Raw genomic sequence first — 15,418 nt, forward strand, 5'->3', positions numbered from 1 at the left:
AGCACTACCGATCTAGCAATGGAGGCAGGGTCCATGACTCGCGTAGACAACAACAGGACCATTGCGGTCGCCGACAGGTCGTCGCTGGTGGGACTTGTCCAAGTGGCGGGCCGCCTGCTGCCCCGCCAGCTGAGTGATGAAGTCTCACTGGCCGTTGCCGAGCTTAGGGCCAAGGGCGTCAAGGTAGGGGTTGCCGCCGGCCTGCTCGCCGGGGCCCTGCTCCTGCTGGCGGCCATGGCGGTTTCCCTGCTCGTTGCCGCGATTCTCGGCCTGGGCGAAGCCATCGCCCCGTGGTTGTCCGCGCTGCTGTTCGCCGCCTTTTTCCTGATCGTCGGCGGCATCCTGGGACTCATCGGGGCCCTGCGGGTCAAGAAGGAACTGCCGCTACTGCCCGAGAATGCGATCCGCGGCATCAAGCACGACATCGGCGTGCTGAAGGAAGGGCGCAGCTTCGATCCGTCGACTCTGGACCAGAAGCCCGAGCCGAAGGAAGAGCCCAGGAAGGAGAAGGAGGAGGCGCAGGTCCCGAAGGAGCCGGCTCCCTCGCTGGAGGAGCTGCGGGCCCGCGCAGGCGAACGCCGCGAACATTTGGCCCGGATCCGTGACGGACTGGGCCAGAAACTGGACGTCAAGCCGCAGTCCGAGAGGATCAAGTCGGACGCAGCCTCGGCCGCTTCCCGCGCCAGGCACGCAGCGGAGCTGCGGATTGCCGCCGTCAAGCGCAGCGCCGGCAGCGGTTCCGCCGGTGCGGGCTACGACCTGCAGGAGCGGTGGAAGCCGCTGGCCGCCCTGGCCGCCTCGCTGGCCACGTTCGCGGTCCTGCTGCGGCGCCTGCTGCGCAAGTAGCTGCATCACAGTCGGGGAACCCGCCTGGCCTGCCCTTGCAGGACAGGCAGCATGCCGGGAGGGGAGGGGCAGCATGAGGATCATCGGGGCCGGGACACGCGAAGACCACGAATACCGCGAACTCCACACCTTCTGGACCGTCCCCAACCTGATCACGGTCCTGCGCTTCCTGGCGGTGCCATTGTTCGTCTGGCTGGTGGTCCGGGGGGACTACCTCGAGGCGACGATCGTGCTGGCAGTCCTGGGATCGACCGACTGGGTGGACGGGTACATCGCCCGGCGTTTCGACCAGATCTCAAGCGTGGGCAAATGGCTGGATCCGCTGGCGGACCGGCTGGCGATGATCGTCGTCGCCGTGACGTTCTTCGCCACAGGCATTGCGCCGCTGTGGCTGCTGCTCGTCCTCGTGATACCCGATGCGATCCTGCTGGTCTACGCGCTGGTGCTGTTCCGGGGAATCCCGGACCTGCCCGTGACGTACATCGGCAAGATCCGGACGGCGCTGCTCCTGGCCGGGACGCCGCTGCTGTTGCTCCACCGGGCCCTGGAACCCGGGCATGAATGGCTGCAGGTCCTCGCCTACGTCCTGCTGGTGCTGGGCTGCCTGGGGCACCTGGTCGCCTGGTGGGGGTACATGCGCGCCGCGCGGCTCAAGCACCGCACGCTGCGGCCGACCCTGGGCGACGATGTTCCGGAAGCCCGGGCACATGAGTGACCCCGGAACCGGGCGCCCCGCGGGAGCGCCGGCCGCAGTCAGGACCGCATGGTCTGGCTAGCCATCCTCAGCGCCCTATGCGGCGCCTTCTTCCTGGCGCTGGGAACGCAGCGCCAGGCGAGCGCCGTCCAGGCGAACACCGGAGGGCTGTCGCTGACGGTGGGCGGCCTCCTGCGCATGCTCCGCAATCCGCGGTGGGTCCTCGGACTATTGATGCTGGGCGTCGGCATGGGCCTGAACGTCTTCGCACTGGTGAGCGCGCCGCTCACCGTGGTCCAGCCCATAGGCGCCATCGCGCTGGTCATTACGACGATCATCAACTCCAAGGACCAGGGGATCCGGCTCAACCGGATCACCGTCGTGGCCATCACCGCCTGCGTTGCCGGCAGCGCGGGTTTCGTGCTGCTGGCCGTGAACGTCACGGGCGAAAACCATCCGGTCACCCCCGCAGAGGAGCTGTCGACGGTACTTCTGCTCGCCGTCGTCGTTGCCGTGTTCCTCACACTGCAGCTGACATTCAGGCGTCGCCTGAACGCGTTCACCTACATCCTGGGCGCGGGCATGCTGTTCGGTTTCGTGGCCGTGCTGGTCCGGATCATCGGCCTGAACCTGTTCAATCCGGACGGCGGCTTCCTAGCCAATGTCCCGGTCTTCAGCGTCATCGCCATCGCCGCCGCTGCAGGCCTCGGTTCCTGGTTCGTCCAGAGCGCCTATTCGAGCGGGCCGCCGGACCTGGTGATCGCCGGGCTTACCGTCATCGACCCGCTCGTCGGTATCGCCATCGGCATTTTCGTGCTCGGCGAACTGCGACCCGACGTCGAACCCGTGATCGCAATTGCCATGGTTGGCATGGGGTTGGTTGCTATTGTGGGGGTCATCGTTCTATCCCGCCACCATCCTGACGTCCTGCAGAAGCAGGAAGAAGCACGACGGCGGGCACAGTCCGCCGCCACGAGGAAACCCTAGGTACGAACAGAGCATATGAACAGCATTGCGATTGACCAGCAGGGAGTTCTGCAAGAGGCGGACAACGGCAAGGGGCAGCGGCCGCTGAAGATCCTCATCGCGGCCGATACCTACCTGCCGGACGTCAATGGTGCCGCGGTTTTCGGCCTTCGGCTGGCACAGGCCATGACGCGGAGGGGCCACGATGTCCATGTGATCGCGGCCCGTCCGGGCAAGGGCGCCAGCTACCTCGAGGAACGGCAGGAGGCCCGCGTCCACCGGCTGCGGTCGCACTCGGTTCCCACGCACGAGAGCTGGCGAATCTGCTTCCCCTGGGAGATCAAGTCGGAGATCCGGCGGATTTTCGATGACGTGCAGCCCGACGTCGTGCACATCCAGTGCCACTACATGATCGGCCAGGCCACCATCGCGGAGTCGGTCCGGCGCGGCATCCGAACGATCGCCACCAACCACTTCATGCCGGAGAACCTGGAACCGTTCCTGCCATTCCCGCAGTGGTTCCTCGATATCGTCGCGCGGAATTCCTGGCGCGACATGGGCAAGATCATGGGCAGGGCCGCCGTGGTGACCACGCCGACGCCGCTGGCGGCCAAGGCGATGAAGGACCACGCGCGCCTGGAAAGCGTGCTGCCGCTGTCCAACGGAATCGACTCTGCGCATTACGAGCCCGCGGACGGGGAGGTCATCGACAGGCCGGAGCATCCCACGGTGCTCTTCGTCGGCCGCCTGGCCCAGGAGAAGCACGTGGATGTATTGATCGAGGCGCTGGCCAAGACGGACCCGGCCCTCAACGTGCACGCCGAGATCGTTGGCGACGGCGAGGTGCGGCCCCAGCTCGAGGCCAAGGTCTCCGAACTGGACCTCGGCGGACGGGTGAAGTTCCTCGGCTACGTCGATGATGACGAACTGCGCCGCGCGTACCTGCGTGCCACGGTCTTCTGCCAGCCCGGCACGGCGGAACTGCAGTCGCTGGTCTCGCTGGAAGCGATGTCTGCCAGTAAGCCCGTGCTCCTGGCCAACGCCATGGCGCTGCCGCACCTGGTGGACGACGGCGTGAACGGCTACCTGTTCGCGCCCCGTGATGCGACGGACCTGGCGGCGAAACTGGAACTGGTCCTCGGGCAGTCCGAGGCGGAGCTCGAAGCGATGGGGGAGGCCAGCCACGCCAAGGCCGCCCGACACGCGATCGACAAGACGATGGATACTTTCGAGAGGCTCTACCGGGGTGCTTCAGCGGAGGACTTCAGGCCCTGATTCGGCGTCCGCCGCGGGGCGAAGTGCATCCGGGAGTTGGGAGCCACTAGTATGTCTACGTTGGCTTGTGCGCCGGACGCGGTCCGTGTGCGGCCTGCAGCTGGCAGGGGGCGGTAGCTCAGCCGGTCAGAGCAGAGGACTCATAATCCTTTGGTCCTGGGTTCAAGTCCCAGTCGCCCTACAGCAGAACGCCTAGTCGGTCCCGGATTCGGGGGAACCGGCTGGGCGTTCTCTTTTTCCCTCCGCTGCCTCCCCGGTTCCGGGCCTTCATTGCCCTGCAGCCGCTCATCGACTATGTTACTCATGAGTAACATAGTGGTGCGGCGGCAGTCGCGCCGGCGAGCGGCAAAGGAGCAGCAATGGGGCGACCCCCGATCGATCTGAACAACCTTCCTTATTCCGACGGAGACTTCTTCGGCTTCGAGCGGCAGCTGGAGCCGGCCGAACGCGAGCGGCTCCAAGAGGTGCGCGGATGGCTGGACAAGGAGGTCCGGCCAATTGCAGTGGACTGCTGGAACAGGGCCGAGTTTCCGATGGAAATCATTCCCAAACTGGCTGAACTGGACGTTGTCTCGCCGGTCCGGCGGCAGGGCTACTCCAATCTGCTGGCCGGCATGATCCACGCCGAGTTCACCCGGGCCGACACCTCCATCGCGACCTTCATGGGGGTCCACGACGGTTTGTTCACCGGCTCCATCGAAGCGCTGGCGTCGGAGGAGCAGAAGCAGGCCTGGCTGCCGGACATCTACGCGCTCAAGAAGATCGGGGCCTTCGGCCTGACCGAGCCTCTGGGCGGATCCGACGTTGCCGGCGGCACCCGCACCACGGCCAGGCGCGACGGCGGCCAATGGATCCTCAACGGGGCCAAGCGGTGGATCGGCAACGCCACCTTCTCCGACTGGGTGGTCATCTACGCCCGCGACGTCCAGGATGACCAGGTCAAGGGCTTCCTCGTCGACACCACGCTTCCGGGCTTTTCCGCGACCAGGATCGAGAACAAGATCAGCCTGCGTACCGTGCAGAACGCCGATATCCTCCTGGACAATGTTGCCGTTCCGGATGAGTTCCACCTGAAGGGCGCCAACAGCTTCAAGGACACCAACAAGGTGCTGAAGGTCACCCGGCTTGCTGTCGCGTGGCAGGCGGTCGGACAGCAGCTGGCAGCCTTCGATGTGGCCCGCCGCTACTCGCTGGAGCGCCAGCAGTTCGGCAGGCCGCTGGCATCCTTCCAGCTCGTGCAGGACCAGCTTGTGCAGATCCTCGGCAATGCCGTCGCGTCCATGGGGATGATGGTGCAGCTGGCGCGGCTGGAGGATGCCGGGGCCGCGCGCGACGAACAGTCCGCCCTCGCCAAAGCATTCACGACGGCGCGCATGCGGGAAAGCGTAGCGTTGGGGCGCAGCATCCTGGGCGGCAACGGCATTGTCACCGACTATGAGATGGCCAAGATCTTCGCCGATGCGGAAGCCATCTACTCCTACGAGGGAACGCACGAGATCAACAGCCTGGTCGTCGGCCGCTCCGTCACCGGCATTCCCGCCTTCGTTTAGGCCCGGCTAGCTACCCTGCCCGGGGCGGGGGAGGAGTACGGAGGGGCGCAGGTCGATGACGAACTGCAGCGGGTTGACGTACTCCTCGCCCAGCCTGACACCCCAGTGGAAGCAGCCGGGGGAGCAATGGGTGGTTCCGGCTATGGTGCCTAGGATGTCCCCCGCCGCCACCGAATCACCCTTGCGCAGGCCGCTCTCCACGGGCTCGAAGCTGCTGCGCAGTCCGCCGCCGTGGTCGATAGTGACGACTCCGCGGTCGACGACAGTGCCGACGAAGCTGACCCGGCCTGCCTCGGGAGCCAGCACGTCGCTTCCGTCCGCCCCGGCCAGGTCCACTCCGCGGTGGCCGCTGAGCCACGGCTCCGGCGGTGGGTCGAAAGTGCCCAGGACCTCGGGGGCAGGATCCGCCGGCCAGTCCCAGTCGGGTGCGAAGCCGGCGGCTGCGGCTCCGGTCCCGGCAGCTGGCATCGGTAGTACCAGGGCCGCGGCCAGGAGGGGCGCGGCCGCCCGCATTGCCATTGCATGAATCGCCATGCTCCGATCCTGCCGGCCGGGCTGTCCGGGCGGGCATGGCGTGTGCCGGAATGTGGGCGGGCGTCACCTCTGGCAGGCCTGTGCAGGGGGAGTGCGGAGAGGTCCGGAGGCTGCGGTCCGGCCGGGCTCTCCGTAAGTTGGTGCCCTCGCGCTGTAGTACACTAGGCGGAGCAGTTTCCTGTCTCCATGAGTCATGTCCAAACGAAGTGCGGATCTGAGATGAAGAACGAACTGACTACGCGCATCTGTTACCCGCCGGGGATTCTCCCCGATCGGGGTATGTCCAGGCGGTCCGGCTCGGCCGGTCCGGACGTGCGCCCTGATCCTCGTTGACCAGGGCTGGCCGGTGCCAGGAGCCCCGCCCAACCGGGCTGCGGGCTGACAACCGTCTATAGGCAGTATGGCCTGCGCGACGCGCGCGGATACTGCCGGAAGGAGTGACGACATGCCAGTCGTTACCATGCGCCAGCTGCTCGACAGCGGCGTTCATTTTGGCCACCAGACCCGTCGCTGGAACCCGAAGATGAAGCGCTTCATCTTCACCGAGCGCAACGGCATCTACATCATCGACCTGCAGCAGTCGCTGTCCTACATCGACCGCGCCTACGAGTTCGTCAAGGCCACCGTGGCCCACGGCGGCACCGTGCTGTTCGTCGGCACCAAGAAGCAGGCGCAGGAAGCCATCGCCGAGCAGGCCACCCGCGTTGGCCAGCCGTACGTCAACCAGCGCTGGCTGGGCGGCATGCTCACCAACTTCTCCACGGTCTCCAAGCGCATCCAGCGCCTGAAGGAGCTCGAAGAGATCGACTTCGAAGATGTAGCCGGTTCCAGCCACACCAAGAAGGAACTCCTGCTGCTGCAGCGCGAGAAGACCAAGCTGGAAACCACCTTGGGCGGCATCCGCAACCTGACCAAGGCTCCGTCCGTGGTCTGGATCGTGGACACCAAGAAGGAGCACCTGGCCGTTGACGAGGCCAAGAAGCTGAACATCCCCGTGGTGGCCATCCTCGACACCAACTGCGACCCGGATGAGGTCGACTTCCCGATCCCGGGCAACGACGACGCCATCCGCTCCGTAAACCTGCTGACCCGCGTCGTGGCCGACGCCGTTGCCGAGGGCCTGATCGCGCGCAACAACCGTGCTGCGGGCGGCGGCGCTGCTGCCGGCGGCACCGAAGAGCCGCTGGCCGAGTGGGAACGCGAGCTGCTCGAGGGTTCCGCTTCCGCCGAGGCTCCGGCTGCGGAGGCTCCGGCTGCCGAGGCCGCTTCGGCCGAAGCATCCGCCGAAGCCCCGGCCGAGGGCGAGACCGAAAAGTAAATCCGATCTCCCCGGCACTCCGTTCGCGGCCTGCCGGGTCTCCACTGCTGCGGCTGGCCGGTACCCGGCCAGCCGCAGCGGCGGAACAGCATTAGTACTTACTACGGAGGGACTGGAGTCCAAATGGCGAATTACACCGCTGCTGATATCAAGGCTCTGCGCGAGCGCACCGGCGCCGGCATGATGGATGTGAAGAAGGCTCTCGACGAGGCCAACGGCGATGCCGACAAGGCCGTGGAGCTTATCCGTATCAAGGGCCTGAAGGGCGCAACCAAGCGCGAAGGCCGTTCCACCGCCGAGGGCCTGGTAGCTGCCAAGGTCATCGACGGAACCGTCGGCGTCATGGTCGAGGTCAACTGCGAGACCGACTTTGTGGCCAAGTCCGCCAAGTTCATCGACCTCGCCGACAAGGTCCTGTCCGTCGCCGTCGATTCCGGCGCTTCGGACCTGGAATCGCTGCTGGCCGCCCAGGTGGACGGCAAGCCGCTGAACGAGGTCGTCGTCGAAGAGGGCGCCGTGCTGGGCGAGAAGGTCGTTGTCCGCCGCCTGGCCCGCGTCGAGGGCAAGACCGTCGATGCCTACCTGCACAAGACGTCCAAGGACCTCCCGGCCCAGGTCGGCGTGCTGTTCGCCGTCGACGCCGAGGGTGACGCGGCTGTGGCGGCCGCCCACGACGTGGCCGTCCACACCGCTGCCTTCGCTCCGACCTACCTCACCCGCGAGGAAGTTCCGGCCGAGACCGTCGAGAACGAGCGCCGCATCGCCGACGAGACCGCACGCGCCGAGAACAAGCCCGAGGCCGCGCTGCCGAAGATCGTCGAAGGCCGGCTGAACGGCTTCTTCAAGGAGATCGTGCTGCTCGACCAGCCGTTCGCCAAGGACCCGAAGGTCTCCGTTGGCAAGGTCCTCGAGCAGGCCGGCGCCAACGCAACCGCTTTCGCGCGTTTCCGCGTGGGTGCCTGATAGCATCGCGGATAGCATCTAGAGGATCCGGCGCCGACAGGCACTGATCCGACCAGCGAGGAGGGGGTGGTCACCAGCGGTGGCCGCCCCTTTTTCCTGCCCGAAACCGTCAACGAACCCAGCTACAACTGTCGAACCAAAGCACGCCCGGGAGGCACGATGGAATCCCAGACCGTAACCGAAACCAAGCACGCAGACGTTCTTCCCAAGAGGCGGCGGGTCCTTCTCAAGCTCTCCGGTGAGGTCTTCGGCGGCGGCAAGCTCGGCGTCGATCCCGATACCGTGCGGGGGATCGCCAAGCAGATCGCGGCGACCGTCGGTGAGGTCGAAGTCGCCATCGTCGTCGGCGGCGGGAACTTCTTCCGCGGTGCGGAGCTCTCCCAGTCCGGCATGGACCGGTCCCGCGCCGACTACATGGGCATGCTCGGCACCGTGATGAACTGCCTGGCCCTCCAGGACTTCCTGGAGCAGGCGGGCGTGGACACCCGCGTCCAGAGCGCCATCACCATGGGCCAGGTAGCCGAGGCCTACATTCCGCGCCGCGCCATCCGCCACATGGAGAAGGGCCGGGTCGTGATCTTCGGCGCCGGCGCCGGTCTGCCTTATTTCTCCACCGACACCGTCGCAGCCCAGCGCGCGCTGGAAGTGCATGCCGACGTCGTACTCATGGCGAAGAACGGGGTGGACGGGGTCTACACGGCCGACCCGAAGAAGGACCCGCAGGCGCAGAAGCTCGACACGCTGACCTACGACGACGCCATGCGGCGGAACATCCGGGTCATGGACCAGACCGCTTTCAGCCTCTGCAAGGATTACAAGCTGTCCATGGTCGTCTTCGGCATGGAGGGCGAAGGCAACGTCACGCGTGCCATCCTCGGCGAGAAGATCGGTACCGCGGTTTCCGCTTAGCCGAAGGGCCGCGGAGCATGGCCTAGGATGGATAGCAGAGCCCCTGCCGCCGCGAGGCGGACACAGATTGTCGAAGGAGAGACCGTGATTCAGGAAACATTGCACGAGGCTGTCGAGAAGATGGACAAGGCCGTGGAAGTGGCCAAGGAAGACTTCGCGACCGTCCGGACGGGCCGCGCGAACCCGGCACTGTTCTCCAAGGTCACCGTGGACTACTACGGCACTCCGACGCCGCTGCAGCAGCTCGCGTCCTTCCAGAATCCGGAAGCCCGCACCCTGCTCATCACGCCGTACGACAAGTCGGCGCTGAACGACATCGAGAAGGCGCTGCGCGACTCCGACATCGGTGCCAACCCGGCCAACGACGGCAACGTCATCCGGGTCGTCCTGCCGGAACTGACCGAAGAGCGCCGCAAGGAGTACGTCAAGGTGGTGCGTGGCAAGGCCGAGGACGCGAAGGTCTCGATCCGCAACATCCGCCGCCGGGCGATGGACACGATCGGCAAGCTGGTCAAGGACGGCGACATCGGGGAGGACGAGGGCTCCCGCGCCGAGAAGGACCTGGACGCCAAGACGAAGTCCCACACCGACAATGTGGACGAGCTGCTCAAGCGCAAAGAAGCAGAGCTGCTCGAAGTCTGATGGATACGGACCAGCCTTCAACCCGGGCTGGCGGTCCGCCGGCTCCCGAGGCTGGTTCCGGCGTGCAGGCGGCCCGGCGCCGCCGGAAGCGGGCTACCGGGCAGCCGTCGCGCGCCGGCCGCAACCTTCCCGCCGCCATCGCCGTCGGCTTGACGCTGCTGGTCACGGTCCTGGTCGGATTGTTCTTCCTGCCGGATGCCTTCGTTGCACTGGTCGGGGGTTTCTGCGTCATCGGCGTGTGGGAGGTCTCCCGGGCGCTGGCCGTCAAGGATATCCTCGTGCCCAAGCCCCCGCTGTTTGCCGGGGCGGTAGCCATGCCCTTCGCCGCGTACTACGGCGGGCCGGAGGCGCAGGCCTTCGCGCTGGTCGGGACGGTGGTGGCCATCATGGTCTACCAGTGCCTGGATACGGCCCGGGACGCGGTGCGGCGGATCATGTCGGGGGTGTTCATCCTCTGCTGGGTGCCGCTGTTCATCAGCTTCGCCCTGCTGCTCCTCGACGAGCCGGACGGAGCGCTCAAGGTCGCCACCATGCTGCTGCTTGTCGTGGCTAACGACACGTTCGGCTACCTCGTCGGCGTGCTGTTCGGGAAGCACCCCATGGCTCCGAAGATCAGCCCGAAGAAGTCCTGGGAGGGATTCGCCGGATCGGTGGGCGGCGCCGTCGCGGTGGGCGTGCTCTGCTCGGTCTTCATCCTGGACCTGCAATGGTGGTTCGGGCTCGTGCTGGCCATCGCAACGGTCGCCGCCTCCACGGCCGGCGACTTGGCGGAGTCCATGGTCAAGCGGGAACTGGGCATCAAGGACATGAGCAACATCCTGCCCGGTCACGGCGGCGTGATGGACCGGCTGGATTCGATTGTCTTCGCCTCGCCGGTGGCCTACGTGCTGGCCGTGCTGCTGGCGCCCGGCGCCATCATGTGAAGCCTTGTGCCGGGCACCGGGTGCGCCGTATTGCCGGGCGGCATACGCAGGCGGCATGACCGCTTAAACTATTATCTGATTCGTCCGGCAGCAGGGCCGGACGAAGCGTGGACCGCGGCGACTGAAGCCGCTCTTGAAGGGGGATGCTCCAGCTGACCATGGCGCGACTAGCAAGTGATGCGGACAGGGAACCGGCGCCCTTCGAACGGGTGGGACGCCGCGAACTCGGCTACAACGTCCGCCAGGTGGATCAGTTCCTGGCCCGCGCCCGGGAGCACTTCAACTCCCACGAAGCCGACGGCGGCCGGATCACCAGCCGCGACGTCCGGGCAATGACCTTCGAACCGGCACGCGGCGGATATGACCCCGGCGCCGTCGACGCGGCCCTGGACCGGCTGGAGGACGTCTTCGCCCAGCGTGAGCGCGACGCCCTGATCGACGCCGAGGGCGAGGAGGCCTGGCTGGGACAGATCGGCCGGGTTTCCGCCGTGCTGCGCGCCCGGCTGCATCGTGAGCCCGGCGAACGGTTCCGCCGGCCGACCAAGCGCAACGCACCGAGCTACAACATCGAAGACGTGGACGCCCTGTGCGAAGAGCTGCTGGGTTACCTGGAGAGGGACCAGCAGTTGAGCGTTGACGTGGTCCGCCGGGCGGTATTCCGCGAGGCCAAGGGCGAAGAGGGCTACGAAGAGGCCCAGGTGGACGCCTTCCTGGACCGCGCGGTCGAACTGATGGCGGCGATCGACTAGGCCGGCGGCCCCGCCGGGCGCCACCCGGTTTCCGCCCGTTCCGGCGCGTGCAGCCGCGCCATGACGCGGCTGACGGTCGCGGGCCGGTGCGAAGCCGTCAGCTTCGAGACCACGACCATGACGGTGAACGCGAGCGGCACGCTCCAGGCGGCGGGCTGGGCCAGCAGTTCCGCGAACGGACCGAGCCCCTCGCCGCCGACCGCCGCGGCGACGATCGCCGAACCGCAGACCGCGGCGCCGGCGGCCATACCGGCGATGGCGCCGGCCGCCGTCAGGCCGCGCCACCAGATGCCCAGCAGCAGCATCGGGCAGATGGTGGAGGCCGTAAACGCGAAGACCGTTCCGATGCTGCCGGCCAGCGCTCTTGAATCGGTGGCCAGGGCGACCACCAGGGGAACGGCAGCGGACAGGACGGCGGCGACGCGGAATCCCTTGACGCTGCCGCGGAAGAGGTCCTGGCTGACCACGCCGGCCAGCGAGACCACCAGTCCCGAGGTCGTCGACAGGAACGCGGCGAACGCGCCGCCGGTGACCAGCGCGGCCAGCAGGTCGCCGCCGGCCGAACCGAGCACCCGCTGCGGGAGGAGCAGCACCGTGGCGTCGGCCTGGCCGCCCGTCGCAAGATCGGGCGTGTAGATCCGCCCGAGCACCCCGAAGATGGTGGGGAAGAGGTAGAAGAGCGCGAGCAGCCCCAGCACGATGACCGTGGTCCGCCGCGCGGCGGTCCCGTCCGGGTTGGTGTAGAAGCGAACCAGGACGTGCGGCAGCCCGAGGGTGCCGAACAGCAGCGCGATGATCAGCGAAACGTTGCGGTAGAGCGAGGCCGCGTCGGTGACGTCCAGGTCCGGGTGGAAGGCAGCCCCGCCGTCGGTGATGGGAGCCCCCTGCGCGCCGAGCGTGAGCAGCGCGAAGACGGCCGGCACCGCAAGCGCCGTCAGCTTCAGCCAGTACTGGAAGGCCTGGACGAAGGTGATGGAGCGCATCCCGCCGGCCATCACCGTCAGCACGACCACCACAACAACGACGGCGGCGCCCACCCACGCGGGGAGCCCGGTGGTGATGCGTACGGTCAGGGCGGCGCCGTGCAGCTGAGGCACGATGTACAGCCAGCCAATAGTGACCACCAGGACGCTGGTCACCCGGCGCGCCGGACGCGAGTCGAGCCGTGCCGCGGCGAAGTCCGGGAGGGTGTAGGCGCCCGAGCGGCGCAGGGGCGCGGCGACGAACAGCAGCAGCATCAGGTAGCCGGCCGTGTAGCCGATCGGGAACCAGAGCGCATCGATTCCCGAAACGAGGATGAGCCCGGCGACGCCAAGGAAGCTGGCGGCGGACAGGTATTCGCCGCCGATCGCCGACGCGTTCCACCAAGGACGCACCGTCCTGGACGCGACGTAGAAGTCCCCGGTGGTCCTGGAAATCCGCAGCCCGTAGACACTGATCAGCACCGTGGCCACGCAGACGGCACCGAGTCCGACGAGAACCGCCGGGGTCATTCGGGCTCCGCCGACCAGGCCGGCCGGGAGCTGCGGTCGTCGTCGACCAGCCGCCGGAAGCGGTCCTCGTTGCGCGCCGCCGCCCGGGTGTAGAGGACCGCGCAGACGAGGATGACGGGGTAGACACCCGCGCCGAGCAGCAGCCACGGCAGCGGCACCGTGAAGACGCTCATTCCGTTGATGCTGGGGAAGAGCAGCATCAGCACGGGCACGCCGAGCAGGATCAGCCCGAACCCTCCGGCCACGACCAGGGCGAGCCGGAGCTGGGAACGCATCAGCGAGCGGATGAACATTTCGCCCAGTTCGGATTGCTCCGCCAGCTCGCGCGAGACACTGTAGCGGCTCCTGGCGGCGGCCGCGCGGGTGCGGGGAGCGGTGACACGGATCCGAGCCGGCGGCCGGCGTTGCGGCTCCTGGCTCATCCGCCGGGCCTGACGCGGTTCGCCTCCAGCCGGTCGCGGACCGCAGGCAGGCTGCGCCGGCTGACCGGGAGCTCGGCGCCGTCGACCAGCACGCTGGCCCGTCCGCCGGTGGTGCGCATCTGCTGGATCGCGCCGACCGACACCAGGTAGGAGCGGTGGATCCGCAGGTAGCCGGCATCGGCCCACTGGCGCTCCAGGTCGTTCAGCGGCACCCGGATCAGGTAGCTGCCCTCGGCGGTGTGCAGCCGGGCGTAGTCGCCCTGGGCCTGGACGAACTTGATCTCGTCCCGCCTGATCATCTTCGTGATGCCGCCCTGGTCCACCGTGATCACTTCCGGTTGGGCCGCGCCGTCTTCCATCAGCTCGCACACCCGCCGGACCGATTCGGCGAGCCGCTCGGCGCGCACCGGCTTCAGCAGGTAGTCCACCGCGGCCAGGTTGAAGGCCTCCAGGGCCTGGTCTTCGTCAGCCGTGACAAAGACGACGGCGGGAGGCCGGCTGAAGCGCGAAATCACCCTGGCGATGTCCAGGCCGGTCAGGGCCGGCATGTGGATGTCCAGGAACATCGCGTCAACGTCGTGGTCCTGAAGCGCCCGGAGTGCTTCCGCCCCGCTGGTCGCCTTGTGGATCCTCCCGATCCGGGGATCCCGGGCGAGGAGGTAGGCGAGGGCTTCGACGGCGGGGACTTCATCGTCGGCGATGACAACGTTGACCATACGGGACAGTCTACTGAGTCCCGCGGCCCGGGAAGTTTGCACTGGCCCGGGCTGTACGGCGTCCTGGCCGGCCATGGGCGCCGGCCCGCTCACACCTCGTGGCCGGGCTGGAACTTGGGGATCCGCATCGTGATCAGCGTCCCGGCCCCCGGCGCGGTCTCGATGACCAGGCCATGGTCGTCGCCGTAGACCTGGCGCAGCCGGGAATCGACGTTGCGCAGGCCCACGTGGTCCCCGGCCGTGTGCCCGGCCAGCATCTGGCGCAGCCGTTCCGGGTCCATGCCCACGCCGTCGTCCTCGATGCCCAGGACCGCATACTCGCCGTCGTCCCGTCCGGTGATGGTGATATGGCCGGGACCTTCCCGGGCCTCCAGCCCGTGGCGGACGGCATTCTCGACCAGCGGCTGCAGGGACAGGAACGGAATGACGGTGCTCAGCACCTCGGGGCCGATCTGCAGGCTGACCTTGAGCCGCTCGCCGAACCGTGCCCGCTCGAGCAGCAGGTAGCGGTCGATCGACCGGAGCTCCTCCGCGACCGTGGTGAAGTCCCCGTGGCGGCGAAAGGAGTAGCGGGTGAAGTCGGCGAACTCGATCACCAGTTCGCGGGCGCGGACCGGATCCGTGAGGATGTAGGAGGCGATCGCGTTGAGCGAGTTGTAGATGAAGTGCGGGCTGATCTGCGCGCGCAGGGCCCGGACCTCGGCCTCCATCAACAGGGTCCGGGAAGCATCGAGTTCGGCCAGTTCGATCTGCGTGGCGACCCAGGCTGCCACCTCGTTCGTGGCGCGGACCAGCGACGGCTTCACCTGGGCGCTGTAGGCACCGATGGTTCCCACTACGCGCTCCTGGACCCGGATGGGGGAGAAGACCGCCTCCGCCGCGAGTCCCTCCGCCGCGCCGTCCGCTGGAGTTCCCGGCGGACGGCGGTAGACCTGGGTCCGCCCGGACTCCAGCACCTTGCCCGCCAGCACCATGGCGTCCGCGTCATGGTCCTCCGTCTGCGGGTCCCACGCCAGCACGCCGGCCTCGTCGGTGATCACCAGCCGGCTGCTGTCCAGCATCCCGCGAAGATAGCCCGCGGCCTTGGCCGCACCCTCCGGCGTCAGCCCCCTGCGCAGGTGCGGCCCCGCGAGCCCCGCGGTGTGCAGCGTGTTGTACGTGGCCAGTTCCGCCTCGGAACCCAGTTCCCGGCTGGACCGGCTGAGCTTGAAGCCCACCAGTGAGACGACCGCCACGGTAATAATGGCGATCGCCGCGATGAGGGCAATATCGACCGCCGGGCTGACCATGCCTTCACCCTAACGGCAGTTCGGCGCATCAGGCCGCCATTCGGCGCAGCGCAGTCGCCGTTCGGCGATCAGCAGCGCGCAGGGCGGGACAGCGGGCATGGCCACGTAGCAGAGTGATCCCAGTCACAC

General features: G+C 67.5%; 16 protein-coding genes and 1 tRNA gene. 12 read left to right on the forward strand and 5 right to left on the reverse strand.

The genetic code is table 11. From position 1 onward, the window contains the following. Positions 1-33 precede the first annotated feature (33 nt). From AHIS1636_RS03525 to AHIS1636_RS03550, 6 genes are all read left to right on the forward strand, one after another. Complete coding sequence (locus AHIS1636_RS03525) at positions 34-846, forward strand: phage holin family protein (RefSeq protein WP_264794431.1); 813 nt, start codon at positions 34-36, stop codon at positions 844-846. A gap of 73 nt (positions 847-919) precedes the next feature. Next, positions 920-1,561 (forward strand): CDP-alcohol phosphatidyltransferase family protein, encoded by a 642-nt coding sequence (locus AHIS1636_RS03530; RefSeq protein ID WP_264794432.1) that lies wholly within the window; start codon positions 920-922, stop codon positions 1,559-1,561. Between the two features lie 48 nt (positions 1,562-1,609). Then, entirely contained in the window at positions 1,610-2,527 is a 918-nt protein-coding gene (locus AHIS1636_RS03535; RefSeq protein WP_264794433.1) for a DMT family transporter, read from the forward strand. A 15-nt stretch (positions 2,528-2,542) separates the two neighbouring features. Continuing rightward, complete coding sequence (locus AHIS1636_RS03540) at positions 2,543-3,781, forward strand: glycosyltransferase (protein ID WP_264794434.1); 1,239 nt, start codon at positions 2,543-2,545, stop codon at positions 3,779-3,781. Between the two features lie 107 nt (positions 3,782-3,888). Continuing rightward, positions 3,889-3,962, forward strand: a tRNA-Ile gene (locus AHIS1636_RS03545). Between the two features lie 178 nt (positions 3,963-4,140). Continuing rightward, a complete protein-coding gene (locus tag AHIS1636_RS03550; protein WP_264794436.1) occupies positions 4,141-5,331 on the forward strand; it encodes an acyl-CoA dehydrogenase family protein in 1,191 nt (396 codons plus the stop codon). 6 nt (positions 5,332-5,337) lie between these two features. Here AHIS1636_RS03550 and AHIS1636_RS03555 read toward each other — a convergent pair whose 3' ends face one another. Then, positions 5,338-5,865, reverse strand: coding sequence for a M23 family metallopeptidase (locus AHIS1636_RS03555; protein ID WP_264794437.1), 528 nt, complete (start codon positions 5,863-5,865; stop codon positions 5,338-5,340). A 445-nt stretch (positions 5,866-6,310) separates the two neighbouring features. Between AHIS1636_RS03555 and rpsB the strand changes: the two genes are divergently transcribed. The 6 genes from rpsB to AHIS1636_RS03585 all read left to right on the forward strand — a co-directional run bounded on the left by rpsB (position 6,311) and on the right by AHIS1636_RS03585 (position 11,369). Beyond that, the gene (gene rpsB / locus AHIS1636_RS03560) at positions 6,311-7,183 is read left to right on the forward strand and encodes a 30S ribosomal protein S2 (RefSeq protein ID WP_264794438.1); all 873 of its coding nucleotides are present in this window, start codon (positions 6,311-6,313) and stop codon (positions 7,181-7,183) included. Between the two features lie 123 nt (positions 7,184-7,306). Beyond that, on the forward strand, positions 7,307-8,146 hold the full coding sequence (tsf, locus tag AHIS1636_RS03565) for a translation elongation factor Ts (protein ID WP_264794439.1): 840 nt from the start codon (positions 7,307-7,309) through the stop codon (positions 8,144-8,146). Between the two features lie 159 nt (positions 8,147-8,305). Then, positions 8,306-9,055, forward strand: a complete 750-nt coding sequence (gene pyrH / locus AHIS1636_RS03570; RefSeq protein WP_264794440.1) for a UMP kinase — start codon at positions 8,306-8,308, stop codon at positions 9,053-9,055. An 84-nt stretch (positions 9,056-9,139) separates the two neighbouring features. Then, positions 9,140-9,697 carry a ribosome recycling factor gene (gene frr / locus AHIS1636_RS03575; RefSeq protein WP_262104090.1) on the forward strand — a complete coding sequence of 186 codons (558 nt, stop codon included), beginning with the start codon at positions 9,140-9,142 and terminating at the stop codon, positions 9,695-9,697. After that, positions 9,697-10,620, forward strand: a complete 924-nt coding sequence (locus AHIS1636_RS03580) for a phosphatidate cytidylyltransferase (protein WP_264794441.1) — start codon at positions 9,697-9,699, stop codon at positions 10,618-10,620. The genes frr and AHIS1636_RS03580 overlap by 1 nt, the downstream gene beginning before the upstream one ends. Before the next feature lie 143 nt (positions 10,621-10,763). After that, the gene (locus AHIS1636_RS03585) at positions 10,764-11,369 is read left to right on the forward strand and encodes a DivIVA domain-containing protein (protein ID WP_264794442.1); all 606 of its coding nucleotides are present in this window, start codon (positions 10,764-10,766) and stop codon (positions 11,367-11,369) included. Here AHIS1636_RS03585 and AHIS1636_RS03590 read toward each other — a convergent pair. From AHIS1636_RS03590 to AHIS1636_RS03605, 4 genes are all read right to left on the reverse strand, one after another. Beyond that, positions 11,366-12,862, reverse strand: coding sequence for a sodium/solute symporter (locus AHIS1636_RS03590; protein ID WP_264794443.1), 1,497 nt, complete (start codon positions 12,860-12,862; stop codon positions 11,366-11,368). The genes AHIS1636_RS03585 and AHIS1636_RS03590 overlap by 4 nt on opposite strands. Continuing rightward, complete coding sequence (locus AHIS1636_RS03595) at positions 12,859-13,284, reverse strand: hypothetical protein (RefSeq protein ID WP_264794444.1); 426 nt, start codon at positions 13,282-13,284, stop codon at positions 12,859-12,861. Before AHIS1636_RS03595 ends, AHIS1636_RS03590 begins: the two co-directional genes overlap by 4 nt. Then, positions 13,281-14,000, reverse strand: coding sequence for a LytR/AlgR family response regulator transcription factor (locus tag AHIS1636_RS03600; protein ID WP_264794445.1), 720 nt, complete (start codon positions 13,998-14,000; stop codon positions 13,281-13,283). The genes AHIS1636_RS03595 and AHIS1636_RS03600 overlap by 4 nt, the downstream gene beginning before the upstream one ends. Before the next feature lie 89 nt (positions 14,001-14,089). Next, positions 14,090-15,289, reverse strand: coding sequence for a histidine kinase (locus AHIS1636_RS03605; protein WP_264794446.1), 1,200 nt, complete (start codon positions 15,287-15,289; stop codon positions 14,090-14,092). Positions 15,290-15,418: the final 129 nt, after the last annotated feature.

Source organism: Arthrobacter mangrovi (genome assembly GCF_026011795.1).
Taxonomy (GTDB): Bacteria; Actinomycetota; Actinomycetes; order Actinomycetales; family Micrococcaceae; genus Crystallibacter; species Crystallibacter mangrovi.

Bases quoted from the DNA above. Each gene is read 5' to 3' on its own strand.
- AHIS1636_RS03600 (WP_264794445.1), bottom strand. From the start codon at position 14,000: ATGGTCAACGTTGTCATCGCCGACGATGAAGTCCCCGCCGTCGAAGCC.
- pyrH (WP_264794440.1), top strand. From the start codon at position 8,306: ATGGAATCCCAGACCGTAACCGAAACCAAGCACGCAGACGTTCTTCCC.
- AHIS1636_RS03580 (WP_264794441.1), top strand. From the start codon at position 9,697: ATGGATACGGACCAGCCTTCAACCCGGGCTGGCGGTCCGCCGGCTCCC.
- AHIS1636_RS03540 (WP_264794434.1), top strand. From the start codon at position 2,543: ATGAACAGCATTGCGATTGACCAGCAGGGAGTTCTGCAAGAGGCGGAC.
- tsf (WP_264794439.1), top strand. From the start codon at position 7,307: ATGGCGAATTACACCGCTGCTGATATCAAGGCTCTGCGCGAGCGCACC.
- AHIS1636_RS03530 (WP_264794432.1), top strand. From the start codon at position 920: ATGAGGATCATCGGGGCCGGGACACGCGAAGACCACGAATACCGCGAA.
- AHIS1636_RS03535 (WP_264794433.1), top strand. From the start codon at position 1,610: ATGGTCTGGCTAGCCATCCTCAGCGCCCTATGCGGCGCCTTCTTCCTG.
- AHIS1636_RS03555 (WP_264794437.1), bottom strand. From the start codon at position 5,865: ATGGCGATTCATGCAATGGCAATGCGGGCGGCCGCGCCCCTCCTGGCC.
- AHIS1636_RS03550 (WP_264794436.1), top strand. From the start codon at position 4,141: ATGGGGCGACCCCCGATCGATCTGAACAACCTTCCTTATTCCGACGGA.
- AHIS1636_RS03590 (WP_264794443.1), bottom strand. From the start codon at position 12,862: ATGACCCCGGCGGTTCTCGTCGGACTCGGTGCCGTCTGCGTGGCCACG.
- AHIS1636_RS03595 (WP_264794444.1), bottom strand. From the start codon at position 13,284: ATGAGCCAGGAGCCGCAACGCCGGCCGCCGGCTCGGATCCGTGTCACC.
- AHIS1636_RS03605 (WP_264794446.1), bottom strand. From the start codon at position 15,289: ATGGTCAGCCCGGCGGTCGATATTGCCCTCATCGCGGCGATCGCCATT.
- AHIS1636_RS03585 (WP_264794442.1), top strand. From the start codon at position 10,764: ATGCTCCAGCTGACCATGGCGCGACTAGCAAGTGATGCGGACAGGGAA.
- rpsB (WP_264794438.1), top strand. From the start codon at position 6,311: ATGCCAGTCGTTACCATGCGCCAGCTGCTCGACAGCGGCGTTCATTTT.
- AHIS1636_RS03525 (WP_264794431.1), top strand. From the start codon at position 34: ATGACTCGCGTAGACAACAACAGGACCATTGCGGTCGCCGACAGGTCG.